General features: G+C 68.3%; 13 protein-coding genes and 1 pseudogene. 5 read left to right on the top strand and 9 right to left on the bottom strand.

What is annotated here, in order from left to right; genetic code table 11:
* Positions 1-867 precede the first annotated feature (867 nt).
* Positions 868-2,301: a M20/M25/M40 family metallo-hydrolase gene (locus ACIQD6_RS28015; protein WP_401887418.1), complete on the top strand. Its 1,434-nt coding sequence runs from the start codon at positions 868-870 to the stop codon at positions 2,299-2,301.
* 60 nt (positions 2,302-2,361) lie between these two features.
* Here ACIQD6_RS28015 and ACIQD6_RS28010 read toward each other — a convergent pair whose 3' ends face one another.
* The 3 genes and pseudogenes from ACIQD6_RS28010 to ACIQD6_RS28000 all read right to left on the bottom strand — a co-directional run bounded on the left by ACIQD6_RS28010 (position 2,362) and on the right by ACIQD6_RS28000 (position 5,428).
* Positions 2,362-3,549, bottom strand: coding sequence for a DUF418 domain-containing protein (locus ACIQD6_RS28010; protein ID WP_401887416.1), 1,188 nt, complete (start codon positions 3,547-3,549; stop codon positions 2,362-2,364).
* Between the two features lie 165 nt (positions 3,550-3,714).
* Positions 3,715-4,476, bottom strand: a pseudogene (locus tag ACIQD6_RS28005) (ATP-binding cassette domain-containing protein); the annotation flags it as partial.
* A gap of 517 nt (positions 4,477-4,993) precedes the next feature.
* Positions 4,994-5,428 carry a hypothetical protein gene (locus tag ACIQD6_RS28000; protein WP_401887413.1) on the bottom strand — a complete coding sequence of 145 codons (435 nt, stop codon included), beginning with the start codon at positions 5,426-5,428 and terminating at the stop codon, positions 4,994-4,996.
* Positions 5,429-5,450: 22 nt separating this feature from the next.
* Here ACIQD6_RS28000 and ACIQD6_RS27995 point away from each other — a divergent pair, with 22 nt between their 5' ends.
* Positions 5,451-6,221 carry a transposase gene (locus tag ACIQD6_RS27995; protein WP_401887409.1) on the top strand — a complete coding sequence of 257 codons (771 nt, stop codon included), beginning with the start codon at positions 5,451-5,453 and terminating at the stop codon, positions 6,219-6,221.
* A gap of 120 nt (positions 6,222-6,341) precedes the next feature.
* The gene (locus ACIQD6_RS27990; RefSeq protein ID WP_401887407.1) at positions 6,342-6,830 is read left to right on the top strand and encodes a hypothetical protein; all 489 of its coding nucleotides are present in this window, start codon (positions 6,342-6,344) and stop codon (positions 6,828-6,830) included.
* Between the two features lie 103 nt (positions 6,831-6,933).
* On the opposite strand, the gene ACIQD6_RS27985 is transcribed toward ACIQD6_RS27990, so the two are convergent.
* The gene (locus tag ACIQD6_RS27985) at positions 6,934-7,431 is read right to left on the bottom strand and encodes a hypothetical protein (RefSeq protein ID WP_401887405.1); all 498 of its coding nucleotides are present in this window, start codon (positions 7,429-7,431) and stop codon (positions 6,934-6,936) included.
* Positions 7,432-7,625: 194 nt separating this feature from the next.
* Between ACIQD6_RS27985 and ACIQD6_RS27980 the strand changes: the two genes are divergently transcribed.
* Positions 7,626-8,660 carry a hypothetical protein gene (locus ACIQD6_RS27980; RefSeq protein WP_401887403.1) on the top strand — a complete coding sequence of 345 codons (1,035 nt, stop codon included), beginning with the start codon at positions 7,626-7,628 and terminating at the stop codon, positions 8,658-8,660.
* Positions 8,661-9,434: 774 nt separating this feature from the next.
* Here ACIQD6_RS27980 and ACIQD6_RS27975 read toward each other — a convergent pair.
* The 3 genes from ACIQD6_RS27975 to ACIQD6_RS27965 form a co-directional block, all read right to left on the bottom strand.
* Positions 9,435-10,025, bottom strand: a complete 591-nt coding sequence (locus tag ACIQD6_RS27975; RefSeq protein WP_401887400.1) for an IS630 family transposase — start codon at positions 10,023-10,025, stop codon at positions 9,435-9,437.
* Entirely contained in the window at positions 10,022-10,378 is a 357-nt protein-coding gene (locus ACIQD6_RS27970; protein ID WP_401887398.1) for a winged helix-turn-helix domain-containing protein, read from the bottom strand. The genes ACIQD6_RS27975 and ACIQD6_RS27970 overlap by 4 nt, the downstream gene beginning before the upstream one ends.
* Before the next feature lie 236 nt (positions 10,379-10,614).
* Positions 10,615-11,277 carry a transposase gene (locus ACIQD6_RS27965; protein ID WP_401887395.1) on the bottom strand — a complete coding sequence of 221 codons (663 nt, stop codon included), beginning with the start codon at positions 11,275-11,277 and terminating at the stop codon, positions 10,615-10,617.
* A 470-nt stretch (positions 11,278-11,747) separates the two neighbouring features.
* Here ACIQD6_RS27965 and ACIQD6_RS27960 point away from each other — a divergent pair, with 470 nt between their 5' ends.
* On the top strand, positions 11,748-13,166 hold the full coding sequence (locus ACIQD6_RS27960) for a DEAD/DEAH box helicase (protein ID WP_401887393.1): 1,419 nt from the start codon (positions 11,748-11,750) through the stop codon (positions 13,164-13,166).
* 160 nt (positions 13,167-13,326) lie between these two features.
* Here the strand turns inward: ACIQD6_RS27960 and ACIQD6_RS27955 are convergent, their stop codons facing one another.
* Positions 13,327-13,779 (bottom strand): VOC family protein, encoded by a 453-nt coding sequence (locus ACIQD6_RS27955; RefSeq protein WP_401887390.1) that lies wholly within the window; start codon positions 13,777-13,779, stop codon positions 13,327-13,329.
* 219 nt (positions 13,780-13,998) lie between these two features.
* Positions 13,999-15,891, bottom strand: a complete 1,893-nt coding sequence (locus tag ACIQD6_RS27950; RefSeq protein WP_401887387.1) for an SMI1/KNR4 family protein — start codon at positions 15,889-15,891, stop codon at positions 13,999-14,001.
* Positions 15,892-15,958 lie beyond the last annotated feature (67 nt).

The raw sequence follows: 15,958 nt of genomic DNA, 5'->3' as shown, positions 1-15,958 counted from the left end.
GCCCGCGCGTCGGAGGAAGGAGCCAGGAGGCAACGGGGCAACGGGGCAACGGGCGGGGAACGCACAGGGTGCGCAACGCATGGGGCGCGGAACGCGGGGCAGTTCGCGGCCGGGCGCTCAGGAGCCCCGGTTGTATGCCACCACCATGGCGCCCGGACCGCATCCGGACTCGGAATCGCATCCGGACTCTGTCTTCATCGTCGCGATGCCGGCGCCGGCTCGACGCCCCGGCAACTCGCCCGCGATCACAGGGCTTTCCGCCCGGCTTGTGTCGGAAATTCCCTCGCCCGCGAAATCCGGGGCTAGGGTCTTTCGTTTGGATCTGGCCGGATCAGGGAGCGGGGTCTGGTGCCGTGGATCGCAAGGCGGAGGAGTGAGGCGACGCGGAGCGTCGTGGAGTGACGACAACGCGGCGAGGCGCGGTGCCAGGGCACGCGAGCCCGGCAAGATCCAAACGAGAGGCCCTAGGAGCGGGGCGCCGGACACCAGGCCCGGCAGGACACTCGGGAGGTCACGGGCGGTGCGTGCGACCCGGTCATTTTACCATCCGGCAGCGCGCGGTTCTTCGCGTCGGGAGCCGCCGGAGTCCCTCCTGGAGGATGTCGTCCGTGATGGCCGTCTACCAGGTGACGGGGCTCCGCACGTCCAGGCAGCGAGCCCGAAGCGGCGGACGAGCGCCCGGAGCGCGAGACCAAAGGGCGAGTCCTGGTCGGGCGTGCGTCTGTGGAGTGCACACCCCATCCACGGTCAAACCGCCAACTGACCTGCCGTGCGGCGTGATTGTGGCTTGACGGCCTTGTACCGCGGTTGGCCTGTCCATGACCATGGAGCGCCGGATCACCGACGCAGCCGTGGAAGGAACTCGCCATGTCGCAGCACTCCACCGGGATACCTCGAAGGACCGCCCTGTCCGCCACCGTCGCGACCGCCATGGTGGGGGTTCCGGCACTGGCGTCGACGGCGTCGGCGGTCCCCTCGGCCGCGTCCACCGGGCGGGAGGCCGGAGACCGTCCCGCCACCGCCCAGTCCCCCGACCGCGAGTTGAGGGAACTGCTCAAGGAGATCGATCGTGACCGGATCGAGGCGACCGTACGTCGGCTCGCCGCGTTCGGGACGCGGCACACACTGTCCTCCCAGGACGATCCCGAGCGAGGGATCGGTGCCGCCCGGGACTGGATCCACGCCGAGCTGAAGCGGTACGCCGAGGCATCCGGCGGCCGGATGACCGTCGAACTCCAGTCGTATGTGCAGGAGCCGGCCTCACGGATCCCGGTGGCGACCCGTATCACCAACGTCGTCGCGACACTGCGCGGTTCGGTCGACCCCGGCCGTATCCATGTCGTCTCCGGCCACTACGACTCGCGTGCCACCGACGTCATGGACGCGGTGAGCGACGCGCCGGGCGCCGATGACGACGCCTCCGGTGTCGCGGTGGCGATGGAGCTGGCCCGTGTGATGGCGAGACGCCGGCCCGCCGCGACCATCGTCTTCGCCGCCGTGGCCGGTGAGGAGCAGGGGCTGTACGGGGCCGCGCACATGGCGGAGCGGTTCAAGGCGGCGGGCGCCGATGTCCGGGCCATGTTCACCAATGACATCGTCGGCAGTTCCCGGGCCGACGACGGCACCCGCGACCCGTACACCGTGCGGCTCTTCGCCGAGGGCGTGCCCACCTCCGAGACCCCGCAGGAGGCCGCCACCCGCCGCTCGGTCGGCGGCGAGAACGACTCGGCGACCCGCCAGCTCGCGCGCTTCGTCCGGGACGTCGCGAGCCGCGACGCCACGGGAATGGACGTGCGGGTGGTCTACCGCCGCGACCGCTATCTGCGCGGTGGTGACCACATCCCCTTCCTCGAACGCGGCTACAGCGCGGCCCGGTTCACCGAGCCGGCCGAGGACTTCGCACACCAGCACCAGGACGTCCGGGTGGAGGACGGCCGGCAGTACGGCGATCTGCCCGAGTTCTGCGACTTCGGCTACATCGCCCGCGTGGCGCGCGTCAACGGGGCGGCGCTGTGGACCCTGGCCCAGGCCCCGGGGACTCCGCGCGGGGTGAAGATCGTCACCAGCACATTGACCAACGCCACCGAGTTGGTGTGGGAGCCGGGGTCCGAACCCGATCTGGCCGGTTACGAGGTGGTGTGGCGCGAGACGACCGAGCCGGAGTGGACCCATGTGATCAGGGCGGGTGACGCGACGAGTCACACCGTGGACCTGTCCAAGGACAATGTCTTCTTCGGCGTCCGCGCGGTGAACCGAGCCGGTCACCGCAGCCCGGTGGCCTTCCCAACGCCTCAGCGCTGACCGTCTGTTCGTGACGTTGCCCCGGGGCGGGTGCCCCGGGGCCTCGGCTCGCGCGCGGGCTCAGTGCCGCAGGGCCCATTTCTGGACCGACTCCAGCGGGCCCGTCCGGAAGCGCCGCAGCCACAGCGTGGAGCCGGCCATCAGCACGGCGCACACCACCGCCCACAGTCCCATCACCCACCACGGGCGCCAGGACTCGTCGAGCCGGTGCGCGAGTCCGAGGCCGATGCCGTACGAGACGAACACGCACAGCACGTTCTGCAGGACGTAGCCGGAGAGCGCGGTCCTGCCGACGCCGGTGAGGCCGTTCAGCAGCGGGCCCGGACGCCGTACCCGCTCCACCAGCGCACCGATCAGCCCGAGATAGCCGAGCGCCATCAGCGGACCCCCGACATACCGGTCCAGCAGGAAGAACTCCGGGCCCGCCTGCGAGAGCGCGACGCTGAGCGGGAGCCCGAGACCCAGGCCCCAAGCGAGGAGGCGGGCGCGTATGCCGCGCCCCGTGGCGTCGGAGCCGAACGCGCCCGCGCGGAAGAGCCGTACACCCAGCAGGAACAGGAAGACGAGCAGGCAGAACGACAGCAGCGGCTCCACACGCAAGGCCAGCGCGTTGTCCAGCCGGAACCTGACCTGTTCGAGGTAGCCGCCGTGCGCGTACAGGTCCACCACCTCGCGCGACACGGACTCGCCGCCCTGTGTCCCGCCCTGCGGGCCGTCCGCCAGGAGACCTGCCGTCAGCAGCCCGATGAGGGTCAGATGCAGCCCCGCCGCCCACCACATCACCCGGTGCCGCGCCTTTGGCGTACGGGTCAGCAGCCAGGCCACGAGCAGCGCGGTGACCGCGTACCCCATCAGGACGTCCCAGGCGAAGACGAGAATGAAGTGCAGCGTCCCCTCGGCGAACAGGAACAGGGCCCGCCATCGGTACCGGCCCGGCCAGGGCTCACCGCGCCGCTCGGCCGCGCTGTACTGGATGGCCAGGCCCACGCCGAACAGGATTGTCAGCAGCGACAGGAACTTGCCGTTGGCCAGCAGCCGCATCGTGCTCTCGGCCGCCGCCGGGAAGGAGCCGAAGGACATCTCGCCCTGCCCGCCGCTGAGGACGGCCCATTCCGCGCCGGGGCTCGTGAAGATCCAGACGTTGGTCATCAACGTGCCGAGGATCGCGACCCCTCGCATCACATCGAGCAGCGGGAGACGGGCGGGCCGGCCAGGCGTCGTGGCCGGAGAGGTCAAGGTCTCGGTCATGGGTTCATCGTCTCGGCGCGTCCGGCCGATCTCGTCATGACCGCAGACGAACAGCCGCTACATCGAAAGATGTACGAGGCCCGCGCGCGGTGCCGTCATCCGTCGCGCGGGCCGGTGTGTGCCCGGCTGGTCCAACCTTCCGGGGGCGAGGCTCGGACCTTCCGGTCATGAGCGGTCCGGGACGGGTGGGGTGCTGGGGCGCGGCACCTCGGCGCGGGGTTCCGCGGCGTACTGGGCGGCCTGGGTGTGGAACATGGCCGCGTAGCGGCCGTCCGCGGCGATCAGTTCGTCGTGGCTGCCGTGTTCGGTGAGGCGGCCCTGGCTGAGGACGTGGATGGTGTCGGCGTGGCGGACGCCGGACATGCGGTGGGTGACCAGGACCACGGCCCGGTGTGGTCCGGCGAGTTGGCGGATGCGGTCGAAGGCGGCGATCTCCGCTTCGGGGTCGAGCGCGGAGGTGGGCTCGTCGACGATCAGCACACTGTCCGCGGGGCAGGTGGCGGTGCGCCAGTGTGTGCGGGCCAGTCCGATCTTCTGCCACTCGCCGCCGGAGAGCTCCGAGGCCCCGCGGAACATCCGGGCCAGCAGGGTTCTCAGCCCGTGCGGCAGTTTCGCGATGACGGGAGACGCGCCGGCGTAGTCGACCGACGGCCGCAGTTCCTCGTGCTCGGCCTTCCGGCCGGGACGGCCGATCCGGATGTTCAGGGCGGCTGTTACCGGCCAGCGCTGGAAATCCTGGGTCAGCAGGGAGACGCGGTCGAACACCTGGGAACGGTCCAGGCCGGACAGTGCCGCCTCACCCCAGCGCACCGTGCCGCTCTGCGGCAGCAGCAGCCCCGCCAGGACCTTCATCAACGTGCTCTTGCCCGAACCGTTCTCACCCACCACCGCGGTCACCGAACCCATGGGCAGAATCTTGTAGGTTCCGCGCCCGAATGAACAATGCGGGTACTTCCTGAACACTGATTGAACAGTGCCTGGGAACGCGCCACTGAGCATTTCGCAATCATGCCCACTGCGGAGTGGTGCATGCTCGGCACCTCGAACAACTACCGGTGAGAGTGAAGTTCAGTGATCAATAAGGGTGCTCGGGAGTCGACTGCGTGATCGTGTGGGCCAGTTGCTCGTGATCAACACGGGCTTGGGCGCGAAGGTGCGCGATGGTCGCAATACGTGAGCGTGGTGCCGCAGGAGCGGCGGTGTGGATCCGGTACGGCGCCGATGAGGTGCGGGAAGTCTCGTTCGAGCGGCTTGGGCAGCGGCATTTCGGCGGTTCTGTTCCATGGCGGGCGACGCGGCCGAGACGCGGGCAGACACATCTGCCTGGCAGTTACTGGTCGTCGACGATGGGCACCCAGGTGATCTTCGAGAGTCAGCTGGAGCTAAGGGCTGTCCCGTAACTGCGGCCAGGGTGGAGTGTCGGCTGCCTGGGCACTCCTCAACGTCAGATGAAGACGAGTTCGACGCTCTCGTCTACGCAGAAACGCAGGACGACCGTCAGCTGTTGAGCGTCCTGGATGTGCTGCTGGAGGAGTGGATCGTCGGGCTCCTCCTGCCATTCGCCGATGATCGCTTGAAGGCGAGGCAGCATCGCAGCGCAGTCGGCAGTAGAGAGATCGTCACCACCGACATCCGGGTGATCGAGGAGCGGCTCCAGGGTGGTGGAGATGTTGCTCCACGGCCGGTCGCCGCCAAAGCCCCACATCTCCGGGAGGTTGAACCCCTCGGCCTGTGCGAGCCGTTCCCGGAAAGCGTTGAAGTGGATGCAGGACCATGAGACGTCCGGGCTGCTGATGTCTCCGTCTCCTGGGAACAGGGTCAAGCCCACGTGGTCCTCCTCGCTTGCGAAGTGGACAGGATCGGCCAGAACGAGCTTCATCGGCAACTGAAATGATCGCCGCGTGGCTGGTGTGATCACGGCGTCGGAGCCGTCCTGGATAGCCCCGTTCTCCGGGCTGAGCCCTCGCGCCTTCGGGAAGCTGGTGACGATTCTGCGGCGCCAGGGTGCGGACGCGGTCCGCAAGGGCCGGCCGTGGAGCCTTCCGCTGGAGGACCGGGTACTGCTGGTCGCGGCCTACTGGCGCACGAACCTGACCATGCGCCAGCTCGCACCGTTGTTCGGGGTGTCCAAGTCGGCGGCGGACCGGATCATCGACCACCTCGGGCCCATGCTCGCCCTCCAGCCCCGTAAGCGGTTCGCCAAGGACACCGTGCTCATCGTGGACGGCACCCTGATCCCCACCCGCGACCACACCATCGCCGAGCGGTCGAAGAACCACCGGTATTCCACCAACCACCAGGTCGTCATCGACGCCGACACCCGTCTGGTCGTCGTGGTCGGCCGGCCGCCCGCCGGGAACCGCAACGACTGCAAGGCATGGGAGGAATCCGGCGCCAAGGCCGCCGTCGGCAAGACATTCACGATCGCCGACGGCGGTTACCCGGGCACCGGACTTGTCATCCCGCACCGACGCAAGCGCGGCCAGACCGAACTCCCGGACTGGAAAGAGGAACACAACAAGTCCCACAAGCAGGTCCGGGCCCGCGTCGAGCACGTCTTCGCCCGCATGAAGACCTGGAAGATCCTCCGCGACTACCGCCTCAAGGGCGACAGAGTCCACCACGCCATGCTCGGCATCGCCCGGATGCACAACCTCGCCCTCACCGGATAGGCGAGCGGTCCACACGACGACCGAGCATGCCCCAGTCGACTCGAAGATCATTTACGGGACAACCCTTAGAGTGCTGATCGGACGCCGACGCCACCGGGCCCGGCCGGCTGAGGGGGTTTCATGGACACATCCGCGCACGAGCACTGGACCGACCTCACCGTCCGCCGTCCCGACGACGTCCGCACGATCACCGGCAGACGGGTCTCGCTCTCCTGGCAGATGGAGAAGCGCGCAGGTCATATCGACCGGCTGATGAACAGAACACTGCCTGAAGACTTCCCCGACCCTGTCGAGCGTGGTGACGCCGGCGATGTGCTGGCTGTGCTCGCCCTGTCGGAGTCGATTCGGCGCGACCTCGCCGCCCGCCGCGGCGGCGACATCCGAGAGGCCATCCTCCTCGGGGCCACCTGGACCGAGATCGCAGCCGCGATCGACACCACACCGGACGAGGCCCGCGCCGTCCTGCGCGACTGGACTGAGCGTCAGCACCAACTCCACCAGAGAGAAGTCGAGCGCGGCCGGCCGCTGGGCAGCGACGCGGACCGCCATGCCTCGGTGCTCGCTCTGATCGAGCTGGCAGACGACGAGCCGAAAGCAGCCGGAGCATGAGCACCCAACGGCGGTGAACGTCACGCCCTGCACCACGTCACCGACTCTCCGCCCCCGGCAGCGCCGGGGGCCTCGTGCTGCCAGGAGGATTCGCAGGACGAGATCAGGGCGAGGCAATGCCACCGGACTTGGTCGCGATCCTCTCAACTCCCTTCGGCTGGCGGTCGACGACCGGCTCGATAACCTGCTCGCCATGACCGCCGTGCTGGCTCGCGCTCGGCGGTAAGCGTCGCCTCCATCTGGTTGAGGCGTACTTCCAGGTCGGCGATGCGGTGCTTGCGATCCAGCAGGGCTTAGTCCAGGACGCGCCGCGGACGCTGGAGCGCCGTGAGACGTGGTCCGCGTCTGCCAGCTGCTGCTCGATGATCTGCGCCGCGTGCTTGGGTGAGGAGTTGGCATCGAACGCCCACTCGTAGAGGCCGCGCGCGTAGTCGATGATCTCGGGGGTGACGGTGGTTCCGTGGTGCTTGGCGAGATCCGTCGGCATGTCCATGATCGCCTGCCAGGGGCGCTGTATTGCCAGCGCGAAGACGACCGCGAGACCACCGTTCGTAAGCGAATGGAGGTCTACCGTATCGAGGCGGCGCCAGTCGTCGACCACTACCGGGCCCCGGGGCGTGGGTGGCCACAATCTCGACCCACAGCCAAGTTCAGAAAGTCCTTCACCGCGCGCTGAACGCAATCAACAAAAACCAGGCCGACACTGCGGGTAGTCGCAGTGACGCCTCCTCGGCCATGAGCATGCGGGGCTGCTGAGTCCAGTCACGACATGCGTAAGTAGAACCTATGCCCTACGTGGCCAAAACCAGTCGCCGCGCAACATTGGCCTCTTCTGCCCAAAAGCAGCAAACCGCCGCCGTGGTCTTGTTTCTCTTTCTGGTGCCATGCCTGATAGGGCAGGCGGTCTGCTTTGCGATCACCGCGCCCTCCTGGCCGCCCGGCTTCTACCAGTACCTGGGGTACTTTCTGCTCGGTGTCTCGAACCTCCTGATGGCGACAGGGTTCGGCTGGGTTGTCGGGCGGTTGGTGTCCACTCGCTGGGGGACAGCGGTCGGAGCGCTTGGCTGGCTCCTCATCCCCATGATGCTCGATACCGATTTGTCCGTGGTGAATGGCCCGGCCCGGATGCAGCCGGACCTCTTGGAGATAAGCCTGCGCCTGCTGGCTGCACTGCTGCTCCTCACGGCCTGTCTGTGGCTGCCATACGGCTCGAGGATCTCGCGAGTCAACCCACTAGCGGGGCTTGCCATCGTGCTGACGCTCGTCGCGACCGCGGCAGCCGCTGGAAACCCAGTCATCGATGAGCGGCAGGGCCCCACGAGCATGACCTGCGTCAAGGGCAGTGCCGAGATCTGCCTGTGGCCCGAGGAGGACAAGTACAAGTCGATGGCCCAGGATGTGCTTGCGCGAACCGAAGACCTGCCTCCGGTCCTGGCAATGCCCAAAAAGGTGTACTCAAGCGGCCTCGTATACACCATGGACCGCAGATGGGGTGGTGACTTCTACCTGGACAGTGGCTCCGCCTGGGCGATGGCCGACGGTGTGGCACGAGCGATCAGCACGCAGACGTTTGAGGCGTGCGAGGACAATGACTTCCAGGGCTATGCGGCTCAAGATGAGGCTGACGACCAGTCGGTTCTTGCCGTGGAACGTTGGCTTGAGAAGCGACTGGCCGGCGGTGGCAATCCGGAGTACAAGGAAGCGGGAATGACGGATTCCATGGCGAAAGCAATGGAGACCGGCAAGGAAATGGCAGACCGTTCTGAAGCGGAGCAGAACAGGTGGGCCACGGCAACGGTGCAACGCGTCATGGAGAAGTACTGTGCCTGACGGCAGTCCCGGTACGGGTACTCGCATGGCACTGCTGCCGCCCCGGCGGCTGGGCCTCAGCAGGCGCTTCAACCCACCTTGCGGCGTACGTCGCCCGGGCGGCGTCCTGCTCATGGTTCTGCTCAGCGGACTGTCCGTAGCTTGGCTGGGGGACACACTGACCCCTCTGCCTACCGCGGCTGGTGCGCAGTCCCCGGGCACACCTAGCTGGCGGATGCTGGCCATGTTCGCGGGCGTCCTGCCGGTCCTGTCCCTCCACAGCCGTATGGCCGAGTTGGAGGCGGTCGGCACTACCCGGTTTTACCGCGGAAGGGCGCTGCGACTGACAACGCTGTGGGCCGTTAGCACTGCCATCTTCCTAGGAGTGTGCGCCGTATCCGCGGAGGGTCGAGTACTCGAAGTCATGGCTGGAGCTCTTCCGGGTTGGACCGGACTAGCGCTTCTGAGCGGGCGCGTGTGCGGTTGGCGGCAGGGGTGGATCTTGCCTGCACTGGTTCTTCTGCTCGTCAGCTACTGGGGCGTCCAGGATGAAACAGGCAGCTACCCATGGTGGGACTTCACCCGCTCACCCGTGATGGAGCAGCCGACCAGTCTCGGGATGAGTTTGGGGCTGCTGACCGTAGGGATAGCGGCATACTGGATGACACCGTGGCGTCTGCGAACTCTGCTTCAGCAGAGGTGATGGCCCCCTGGCTCTGCTCACCTCTCGTCGATAGAGCCAGGTACCTGCTGCGCTTTCGGGAGACCCTCGGACCGGACATCCAGCCACCCCCACTACTGATCTTTTCGTAAGTTCGGTGGGTGTGGTGGGCGGATGGTCAGGCCGGTATGGGCGAGGAATGACCATGGCAGTCGGGGGTTGGCGTTGATGCGGTGGATGCCTTGCTCGGTGGCGTCGGCGACATCGGCGAGGTGGTCGCCGGCAAGGTTGGCGAGTTCACGCTTCTTGAGCGAGGACCACAGCAGTTCCACCGGGTTCAGTTCGGGGGCGTAGGCGGGTAATCGTTCCAGGGTGAGCCAGTCCTGTTCGGCGACCCAGGCCCGCATCGCCCGGCTCCAGTGGGCGGACAGGCCGTCCCAGACCAGGACCACTCGCTCGCCGCGGTAGAACACCTTCATCTGCTCCAGGACCTCGATGAGTCCGGCGGTGTCGTAGCTGCCGGGCTTGAGGTGGAAGCACAGGCGGGCCCCGCGATCGGGGTCGGTGGAGTGGTAGCCCAAGGCCCCGGCCATCGAGGCGCGCTTCCAGTTCAGGCGGTGCCGCAGGAGCGGAGTCCGGCCTCGGGGCGCGTAGGTGCGGCGGATCTGAGGGAGCAGGGAGACGCCTGATTCGTCGAGGAAGACGATCCAGGCACGTGTGTTCACGGCCCCTTTTTGATGCGCGGCCACTCGTGCGCGAGCCAGCGGGCGATCTCCGACTCGTCCCGCTCGACGGCCCGCCGCTCGGGCCGTTGCAGGCTCCATCCGAGCCGGCCGGTCAGCAGCCGCCACACCGACGCCCTCGACAACACCACCCCCGTTGCCCCGGTGACGACCGCGCTGACTCGTTCCAGGGTCCACAGGTCAGCCTCGAAACCATGAGCCTGGGCACCTTGCTCCAACGCGGCTCGGACCGTCTCGACCTGGGCGTCGTCCAGCTTGGGTGGACGCCCGGTGGCCGCCCGTCGCCGCAGGGCCGAAGCACCGCCTTGCTCCCACGCCCGCCGCCAACGCCGCACACTCCCACCGCCCTCGCGACCTCCGCACTCGAGACGCCGTCCTCGAACAACTCGACTGCCCGAACACGACGCGCCTCCGCCAACTGAGGCCGCGACAAAGGAGGAAGGGAGGAGTCGGCAACCGAAGGCGAAGGTTGATAAGCCACCCCGACAGCCTCCCACCCACACACCCACCACCCACCGAACTTACGAAAAGATCAGTAAGTGGTCGGCTCCGGAAGTCCTTCGGGGGTTGATCAAGCTGCCAGGGCGACGGAGGATTCCTCTTGTCGGTCGGCGGATGTACGTCGGTCGAGCCGGGCCAGTAGATCGTCCAGGTCGGAAGTGGTGAACCTCCACTGGAACGGCTGTGCCGTGGCGTTGTAGCGGTCTTCGAATGCTCGGAGCCGGTCTCTGACCTGGGCCAGGTCGGTGAAATCGTTCGGCGAGACGACCTTGCGTTGCACGACGGAGAAGAAGATCTCTACCTGGTTCAACCAGGAGGCGTGCACCGGGGTGTGGACCAGGATCGCGTTCGGGAACGCGGCAGACAGCCGGTCCGCGGCCTTCCTGCCGCGGTGGGAGGAGCCGTTGTCGACGACCCAGAACACCCGCTTCGCGCTTGCGTAGGGCTCCTTGCTCATGACCTGGCTGACCAGGTTCATGAACGGTTCGATGCCGGTGGTCTTCTCGCAGCGGCCGGACACCTGCGCGGCGTGGACGTCGTAGGCGGCCAGGTCGGCCAGCGCGCCGCCGCGCCCGTAGGTGTGGTTCACCCGCATCGCGCGGGCTCTCCCGGGGGCCAGGGTCGAGTGGCAGCGGCAGCGGGCCTGGACAGAGGTCTTCTCGTCGGCGCTGATGACGTACTCGTCCGCACCCAGGGGCTCGCCCTGCCAGGTGCGGCGGGCTCGGTTGCGCACGGGTCCCGGACCTCAACGGTCGGCCGCCGGACCCTCCCGCGGCTTGGTGAACTCCGGAGGTGGTTCGGCCAGTTCCACAGCGACGAAAGGCTGCTGCCGACGTACTCCTACACCTCCCCGGGGGCGCCGTACGCCACACACCTGGCAGGCCCGGAGCCACGCGTTCACGGCGGGCCGACGCGTCAGCACGTGATCCTTCCACGGCAGTTCACGATCATGGCTGGTCAACAGCCAAGCGCACCTTCGATGCGCTCCGTGGGCGCGGTAGATGCCGCGGAGCGCCCTCTGCCGGTTCGAAGCTGGCTGTGCGTCGAGGGGAACGTCCGTGGGCGGGGGATAGACTCGTACGGTGCACGGCGTGATCGCCGACTTCATCATTCGGGGCGGCGGTTTTGAGCCCGGTACAGCCGCGGAGGAGACCAGGGCCGCCATCCTGTCCCGTTCCGGGCGTCAGCCGAGGAAAGGTCCCCATGAACGCGAAGCTGTCAGCCTCCGGGCGCTCCGGCGCCGGTGACAACGACCGTGCCGCGACAGCACGGGGCGAGGTCTCGGTGCCCGAGACGGTGTCCCCGGGCCTGCCGCCGATCGACTCGTTCGCCGAGCTGGACCTGCCGCCGGAGCTGGTCCGGGCGATGACCGGCCTCGCGGTGCGGGAGCCTTTCCCGGTCCAGGCGGCCACCCTGCCGAACGCCCTCGCCGGCCGCGACGTCCTCGCCCGGGCGCGGACCGGCTCGGGCAAGACGCTCGCCTTCGGTCTCGCGCTGCTCGTCCGTACGGCGGGCCGGCGCGCCGAGGCGAAGCGGCCCCTCGCCCTGGTCCTCGTACCGACCAGGGAACTCGCACAGCAGGTGAGCGACGCGCTGGCACCTTACGCTCAGGTGCTCGGCCTGCGGCTGGCGACGGTGGTCGGCGGCCTCTCGATCGGACGGCAGGCGACATCGCTGCGGACGGGCGCCGAGATCGTCGTCGCCACCCCGGGACGGCTGACCGACCTGGTGGCCCGCCGGGACTGCCACCTGGACCGGGTGCGGATCACCGTGCTGGACGAGGCGGACCAGATGTGCGACATGGGGTTCCTCCCGCAGGTCTCGGAACTCCTGGACCAGGTGCGCCCCGACGGTCAGCGGATGCTGTTCTCGGCCACGCTCGATCGTGATGTCGAGCGTCTGGTCCAGCGCCACCTGCACGACCCGGTGTTCACCTCGGTCGACCGGCCGTCGGGCTCGGTGGCCACGATGGAGCACCATGTGCTGCTCATCCATCCGGCCGACAAGTACGCCACGGCCACCGAGATCGCGGCCCGCGACGGGCAGGTGCTGATGTTCCTGGACACCAAGGTGGCCGTGGACCGGTTCACGCGCCACCTGCGGGACAGTGGTGTACGGGCCGGGGCGCTGCACAGCGGGAAGTCGCAGCCGCAGCGAACCCACACGCTGGCCCGTTTCAAGGACGGCGGGATCACGGTACTGGTGGCCACCGATGTCGCCGCCCGTGGCATTCACATCGACGACCTCGATCTCGTCGTCAACGTGGATCCGCCCGCCGATCCCAAGGATTATCTCCACCGCAGCGGGCGCACGGCGCGCGCGGGCAAGTCGGGCCGTGTGGTCACCCTGGTCACTCCCGGAGAGCAGCGCGACGTGAACCGGATGATGTCGGACGCCCGCATCCGGCCGACGGTCACGCGGGTGCGGTCCGGCGAGGAGACACTGACCAGCATCACAGGGGCCAAGCGTCCCCCGGCGGGGGAGCCGGCGAAGAACGCCAACGCCCCCTTCAGGGGCATGGGCACCCGTACCGGCCCTCCCGCGAAGCAGAGCCGCAAGGCCGCCGAAGCCCGGAAGGTCGCCGAGGCCCGCAAAGCCGCCCGGGTGCGCAGGGCGCGTTGACAAACCCTCGGCAGCCCTGGGCAGTCACCGCTGGACAGAGCGCCTTCCGCGTGGCCGCCGGACAGTTCGTCGAGGGTGGCCGGGCCGATCACCCGGCCAAGGATCCACTGTCCCTCCCGGCAATGTTTGCCCCGTCGCGCAAACATTGCCGGTCGTGGCACTAACTCGTACCGGCGGGCGGGTCGGCGTAGACGCCGTGCAGCATGCCGGTGGCCTGCCCGACTTCGATGAGATAGCCGTCCGGGTCGCGCAAGTAGCACCGGATCTCGGCCTTGCGATCGATGGGTGGCGTGAGGAATTCGGCGCCCTTCGCACTCCACTCCCGGTGACATGCCTCGATGTCGGCGACGCGGAGGTTGAAGAAGCTGCTGACCGTGCTCGGGTCGGTGGGCGGGCGCAGAGTGACGTCCGGCTTGTCCGGGGTGGGGCCGCCGCCCGGGTTCATGATGATCCATCCGTTGGCGAGCTTGATGGTGCAGGGATTCTCCTCGAGCACCACCTCACCGCCGAGAACGTCGGTGTAGAAGGCGCGAGATCGGGCTACGTCGGCCACTGTCAGAAAGTGAGTGAGGAGGAGCCCGGTTTCCGGGGCGGGAAAACCATCAGGGTGCATACGAGGCCTCCAGGCGAATCGGATGTTTCCCCACATAGTGGCGGATGGAGGTACGTAGCCCCGAAGGAACGCGGCCGGGAGAGAGCCGACCGTGCCTGCCTCCGGGCCCTCCGTGCCCTCGTGCCCGTGGCCGGCGGCCCGGGCGCTGGTCCCGGGCACGTCAGCACGGAGGCCCCCGTCGTCTCCCGTCCGCTCGCCATCCACCGGGCGCGCGGCTTCTCACTCGATGCGGAGCACCGCGTACGTCTCGCCGTCCCTCGGCGGTCGCGTCCAGGAGCGGGAGGTGAATGTGTGCAGCCGCCCGTTCACGATCGCATGACGGGGCAGACGGGCACCGAACTCCTCGGTCACCGCTTCCAGAAGCGACCGTTCCACCTCGGCGCCGTCCTCCAGGTCACCGAAGAACCGGCTCGGGTCCAGCGCCTGCGGTATCTCCCCGCTTGACCGGACCTCCCTGTCCGCGTACGTGAACGCGTACTGCTCGGCACCGTCTCGCGCCACCGAAAGGTGGAAGAACGGTTCCCCGTGCCATGTCCTCAGGCCGCTCCACACCACCACCGCGCGGGTGCCCGTGCCGGCGGCCGTGGCCGGAGAGACGAACCGCCGCCGGTCGAACGAGGCAGGTTTGCCGTCGAAGGCGAAGCTCCAGCCGGTGCCGGCCCGGCCGACTGCCATGAGAGCCCTGTCGTCGTAGGACGAGAACTCTCTTTTGTTGTGCAGCGATCTGTCGCGCGCCTCCCAGAAGGTCATGGATTCGTTCAGCACGGTGTCGTCCCCGTCCGCGAGACGGCCGGGCAACTCCTCCGGCTCCACCCCCTCCACCAGGACGAACCGGTAGCACGTGCGGTTGTTGCCGGGGTCCGGCTCAGCGAGCCACGCCAGGTCGTCCCGGTCGAGCCCGGCCGTCGGACTCGGTGCCTCACCCGCCTGCCCGCCCCTTGGAGTGGACAGCAGCTCGCGGCCCCGCTCCGGGGTCAGCAGCCGTCCCAGCAAGGGGTCGGCCACCCACCCCAGCGGCGCCAGGTGGTCCGGTCCCAGAGGCTCCCACAGGGGCAGAGCGTCCCTCAGCGTCCGCCATGCCCCGTCGGTGTCTCCCCACCGCGCAAGCTCCCGCGCCCGCTCGGCCGCTTCCCCGAAGGGTCCGGCCGCCGTGTACCGGTAGGTGCCATTCCGCACCTGATCCAGCATCGCGTAAGCCAGTGACAGCAGGTCGTCGTCGGCTCCCCGCAAAAGGAACGTCAGCGTGGAGTCGTCCCGGTACGAGTGCTCCGCGTGCTCGGCGACCAACGGCGGCAGCAGATCGGGCGCGTACCGCGGGTCCGTCACCAGGTGCTCGAAACGGACCAAGTGGGTCTGTCCGAGCAGGCGGCGTATCTGGTCGCCCATCCCGGCGGCCCGAGGTCTGCCGTATCCCTTGGCCTCGTCCAGCGTCCTGCCGGCCCGTTCCCAGCCGCCACGCAGCGCCTCCAGCCGGGCCTCTTCCACCAGGCCGTCCAGCGTTCGCGTCGTGTCGTTCTCGAACACCGGCTCCCCGTCGCCGGGCAGCGCCCGCAGGCTGTGGAACTGCCGGTGCATGTCCCGCATGAACTCGACGAAGTTCGCGTGCCGCTCGGGTGACTCGGCCCGCCAGCTCGCCCACGTGTACACGGCCCACTCACCGTCCTCATCCACGTCCTCGGGATCCAAGAGGACGTGCGTGATATCGGACTTGACGTCGAGTTGCAGCCCGCGCCGCCAGATGTCCGCCTCCCGCCGCTCCTCGGGCCCGGCATCCTCGTTCAGGTACCCCTCGAGCATGTCCGCGAGGCCCGACTTGTTGTTGTGCCAGCACGCGGCCTCGGTCCCCGCCAGCAGCCACACGGACCCGCCCGCGTGCCGCCAACCGTCGCTGACCTTGAGGAACTCCCGGTATGACGGGGGCATTCGTCTGCCGAGGCGCTTCTCCAAGACCGCGATCCGCTCCTCCGACGCGGGTGGAAACCCCAGCCACCTCGCCCGTCGCGCGGCCTCGTCGTCCTCGCTCCGCGTCTTGCCGTCCGGCGTGGAATCCGCCCACTCCCCGCTCCACTTGAGCAGGAAGGGCCGCCAGTCGAATGCCGTGTTGTCCGTCATGTGCCCGATGCTGCCACCCACCACTGACATCGACAGTGGTACGTGGGTTCCGGCGATCGTGGCTCGA

It is taken from the genome of Streptomyces sp. NPDC088400 (assembly GCF_044753355.1).
Lineage (GTDB): Bacteria > Actinomycetota > Actinomycetes > Streptomycetales > Streptomycetaceae > Streptomyces.
The sequence above is the reverse complement of the archived record's forward strand: the minus strand, read 5'-3'. Positions and strand labels throughout refer to the sequence as shown.

Coding starts and splice junctions, on each gene's coding strand:
- ACIQD6_RS28000 (WP_401887413.1), bottom strand. CDS start 5,428: ATGAAGCTCGTTCTGGCCGATCCTGTCCACTTCGCAAGCGAGGAGGAC.
- ACIQD6_RS28010 (WP_401887416.1), bottom strand. CDS start 3,549: ATGACCGAGACCTTGACCTCTCCGGCCACGACGCCTGGCCGGCCCGCC.
- ACIQD6_RS27990 (WP_401887407.1), top strand. CDS start 6,342: ATGGACACATCCGCGCACGAGCACTGGACCGACCTCACCGTCCGCCGT.
- ACIQD6_RS28015 (WP_401887418.1), top strand. CDS start 868: ATGTCGCAGCACTCCACCGGGATACCTCGAAGGACCGCCCTGTCCGCC.
- ACIQD6_RS27955 (WP_401887390.1), bottom strand. CDS start 13,779: ATGCACCCTGATGGTTTTCCCGCCCCGGAAACCGGGCTCCTCCTCACT.
- ACIQD6_RS27960 (WP_401887393.1), top strand. CDS start 11,748: ATGAACGCGAAGCTGTCAGCCTCCGGGCGCTCCGGCGCCGGTGACAAC.
- ACIQD6_RS27950 (WP_401887387.1), bottom strand. CDS start 15,891: ATGACGGACAACACGGCATTCGACTGGCGGCCCTTCCTGCTCAAGTGG.